This window comes from Pseudomonas sp. EU05-FHT14B02, assembly GCF_058791055.1.
In genome coordinates, this window is sequence record NZ_JBYTDD010000057.1 from 1 (window position 1) to 3,899 (window position 3,899).

General features: G+C 59.1%; 4 protein-coding genes. All 4 read left to right on the forward strand.

Annotation, left to right across the window (positions count from 1 at the left end):
• The first annotated feature begins 193 nt into the window (after positions 1-193).
• Genes AC3WTM_RS29405 through AC3WTM_RS29420 form a run of 4 tightly spaced genes read left to right on the forward strand, consistent with a single transcriptional unit; the run spans position 194 to position 3,675 of the window.
• Positions 194-790, forward strand: coding sequence for a paraquat-inducible protein A (locus tag AC3WTM_RS29405; RefSeq protein WP_102669562.1), 597 nt, complete (start codon positions 194-196; stop codon positions 788-790).
• Positions 787-1,443, forward strand: a complete 657-nt coding sequence (locus AC3WTM_RS29410) for a paraquat-inducible protein A (RefSeq protein WP_102669561.1) — start codon at positions 787-789, stop codon at positions 1,441-1,443. Before AC3WTM_RS29405 ends, AC3WTM_RS29410 begins: the two co-directional genes overlap by 4 nt.
• Entirely contained in the window at positions 1,424-3,100 is a 1,677-nt protein-coding gene (locus AC3WTM_RS29415; RefSeq protein ID WP_102669560.1) for a PqiB family protein, read from the forward strand. Before AC3WTM_RS29410 ends, AC3WTM_RS29415 begins: the two co-directional genes overlap by 20 nt.
• A gap of 17 nt (positions 3,101-3,117) precedes the next feature.
• Positions 3,118-3,675, forward strand: coding sequence for a PqiC family protein (locus AC3WTM_RS29420; RefSeq protein ID WP_102669559.1), 558 nt, complete (start codon positions 3,118-3,120; stop codon positions 3,673-3,675).
• Positions 3,676-3,899 lie beyond the last annotated feature (224 nt).

Sequence of the window (3,899 nt, forward strand, 5' to 3'; positions counted from 1 at the left end):
TGGTGGGGGGGGGGGAGATGTGGATAAGAGACGGGCCTGGCACACCGCTATCGCGAGCAAGCTCGCTCCCACACTGTTTTACGTATTCCCTCTTCTACCATCCCCTTGTTTCGACTTTCGATTTGCTCAATTGCGAGTCACTTCTATATTGAGGGAGTGCTCTGAACTTCCTGCCTCCTGTCGAGCTTGACCCATGGCAACTACTGATCAGCTGATCATCTGCGAGCACTGCGACAGCGTGTACCAAAAAGTAACGCTCGCCAAACATCAAAAAACCCTGTGTACGCGCTGCGGCGGCGTACTTCAGCGCTATAACGGCCTCACGGTGGAGCAGCGTCTTGCGTTGACCTTCACCGCGTTGATGCTCTGGATATTCGCCAATTTCTATCCGGTAATGAGCATCAACCTCAAAGGCGTGAAGAACAGCGCAACGCTCTGGGACTCGGTGCTGGCCCTGAGCCTGGGGCCTATCACCTTCATCGCTATGGTGGCGGCAATCGCTATGATCATCGCGCCGATTTTCCAGTTGCTGCTGCTGATCTGGGTGCTGGGCTTCGCACTCAGCGGGCGACGCTCGCCCGGATTCAAATTCTGCATGCGCTGGCTGGAAACCCTGAGGCCCTGGAGCATGCTCGAAGTCTGCCTGCTGGGCGCCATGGTCGCGGTGATCAAGCTCGCCGGACTGCTCGATGTGCTGCCCGGCATAGGGTTGTTTGCCCTGGCGGCGCTGAGCCTGATGATGATCCGCATCGCCGGACGCGACATCCGCGAACTATGGGACATTGTATGAGTACGCCTCCTTACGCCGACGAGCTCAACCTGTGCCTGTGCCACACCTGCGGCCTGGCCTGCGACATGACTTTCGAGCCCCACGAATGCGAGCGTTGCGGTGCACCGCTGCACCGGCGCAAAGCCAATTCTCTGGCCCGCACCTGGGCCTACATGATCGCGGCGCTGGTGTTCTACATCCCGGCCAACCTGTTGCCGGTGATGAACACCGAGATGGTCGGCAACGGCGCCGACAGCACGATCATGAGCGGCGTGCTGGAATTCTGGGAAGCCGGGGCCTGGGATATCGCCCTGATCATATTCATTGCCAGTATCGCGGTGCCGGGAGTCAAGTTCGTCGCCATCACATTGCTGCTGGTCACCGTGCAGCGCGACAGCGAGTGGGCACGCAAGGAGCGGTCGACGTTGTACCGCTTCGTCGAAGTCATCGGTTATTGGTCGATGCTCGATGTGATCGTGGTCGCCCTGGTGGCCTCGCTGGTGAAATTCCAGGCCCTGGCCGACATCGAACCGCGCCCGGGCATTCTGTTTTTTGGTCTGGTAGTGGTGTTCACCATGCTTTCGGCAATGAGTTTTGATCCCCGCATGATCTGGGATAAAGAACGGAAAAACCCACACAATAAGGAGGTCACTGATGAAGTCACAAGCCACTGACGGGCCACAAGCCCCCGGGCCGGCGCCGATCAAGACCCGCCGTTTCAGCGTTTCGCTGGTCTGGATCGTCCCGATCGTCGCGGTGCTGGTGGGTATTTCGCTGGTGGTCCACAGCTTTTTGCAGCAGGGCCCGACCATCGTTGTCACGTTCAAGACCGGTAGCGGCCTGACCGCGAACAAGACCGAGGTCAAATACCGCAATGTCGTGATCGGTCATGTCTCCGATGTAGAGCTCAGCAGTGACCAGAAAAGCGTCAACGCCACCATCAAACTGGAAAAGCAGGCCGAAAGCTTTACCCGCGAAGATTCGCAGTTCTGGGTTGTGCGGCCGCGCATTGGCGCGGGCGGTGTATCGGGGATCGATACACTGCTGTCGGGCGATTACATCGGGGCCGATATCGGCCAGGCCAACGGCCGGGCAAAAAACTTCATCGGACTGGAGAATCCGCCACCCATCACCTACGGCGAACCGGGCAAGCGTTTTACTCTGTTCACCCAGGACCTGGGGTCGTTGGACATCGGCTCTCCGGTCTACTACCGCAAGATCCCCGTGGGCCAGGTGGTGGCCTACGCGCTGGACCCGGATGGCAAGGGCGTGAACATTGAACTGTTCATCCATGCACCCCATGACAAGTACGTCACCGAAAACACCCGCTTCTGGAACGCAAGCGGCATTGACGTGAACGTCGGCGCCAATGGCTTTGCGGTCAAGACCGAGTCGTTGTCTTCCTTGCTGGTGGGCGGCATAGCCTTCCGCGCGCCCGACTACAGCCCCAACGATAAGCCTGCTGCCGCAGAGTACGCCTACGAATTGTTCGACGACCAACAAACCGCCCTGGCCCCGCCAAACGGCAAGCCGCAGTTCCTGGCCATGCGTTTCGACCAGGCACTGCGCGGGCTCAAGGTCGATGCCCCGGTGGAGTTCCTCGGTGTGGAAATCGGCAAGGTAGTGGCGGTCAATCTGGATTACGACGAGAAAAAGCGCTCCTTTCCGGTCAACGTCGGTATCGTGATCTACCCGCAGCGCCTGGGCCAGGCCCATGTCAAAATGCTCAAGGCACTCAATCATGACCCTAATAACGAAGCCGCTGGCGTACGCTTGATCGGTACCTTTATCGAAAACGGCCTGCGCGCCCAGGCCCGCACCGGTAATCTCCTGACCGGCCAGTTGTACATTGCTCTGGACTTCTACCCCAAAACCGACAAGGTCGCCTTCGATGTAAACGCACGCCCGGTCATGATTCCGACCATTCCCGGCAGCCTCGAGCAATTACAGGAAAAACTCGAATCCATGGTCGACAAGATCAACAAACTGCCGATCGAGCGTATTGCCGGCAATCTCGATGGCAATCTCGTCGAACTGCGCAAAGGCATGATGCAATTCAACGGAAAGATCTTGCCTGGCGTGCAAACCACTTTGTCGGAAGTCAGCAAGACGCTGGAAACGGCCAATTCGACCCTGCAGTCGGCCAGTTCGACCTTGGCCGAGGATTCGCCGCAACGGGAAAAACTGGGGCTAACCCTGGATGAACTGGGACGCACGTCGAGATCCTTGCGTGATCTTTCGGATTACTTGGGACGGCATCCGGAATCGCTGCTTCGCGGCCGTCCGAATAATGCCGCCCCCATGGATCTGCAAGGGCCACCGCGCAATTGAACACAGGAGCAACACCCATGGCTTTACCGCTGAAGTTCACCCTGCTCACCGCGATGTTGCTGCTCGCCGCCTGCCGCAGCGACCCGATTCAATTCCATACCCTGACCCCAGCACTGGAGGGCAATCACTCAAGAACCACCGTCGGCGTGATCCAGATCGAGACGATCAGCGTGCCACCCCAGGTCGATCGTGCGCAGATCGTCATTCGCGAGGGCAACAGTGGCCTGGCGATCCTGGAAACCCAGTGGTGGGGAGCAAACCTGGTGGACGAACTGCGCAGTGCGTTGGTCGATCAACTGAGCAACAGCCCTGTACAAGGCCGACACTCGGTGCGGGTCGATGTGCAGCGTTTTGACTCGGTGCCCGGCCAGTACGCCTTGATGGACGTGGAATGGCGCCTGCGCAGCGCCGGCACCGGCGACACGGCGCGGTTGATTTGCCGCAGTACCCTGCAAACGCCCTCGGGTGCGAGCATTGATGACCTGGTGCTTGCCCAGCAAAACAACGTCAAACGCCTGGCCGCACTGATCAGCCAGGCTGCCGTCAGACCACAGGCAAGCTGCCCTGCGCCCTGAATGGATTCCTCCCCAGGATTAACGGCGACAAGTTCGCCGTTAATCCGTCCCTCCTGTTTCCTGCGGTCATTCCCCGCGGCAGACGGCCCGCAGCAACTGGCAGCGTCAGATGCGCCGAGGCACACAACAAAAAGGCAGCCGGGCAGCGTAATGCCGATCAGTTAAGCCCTCTCGCTTGACCTTTGGCCGCAAGAAATCAAAATCCGATGCCTGTACTGGCATCG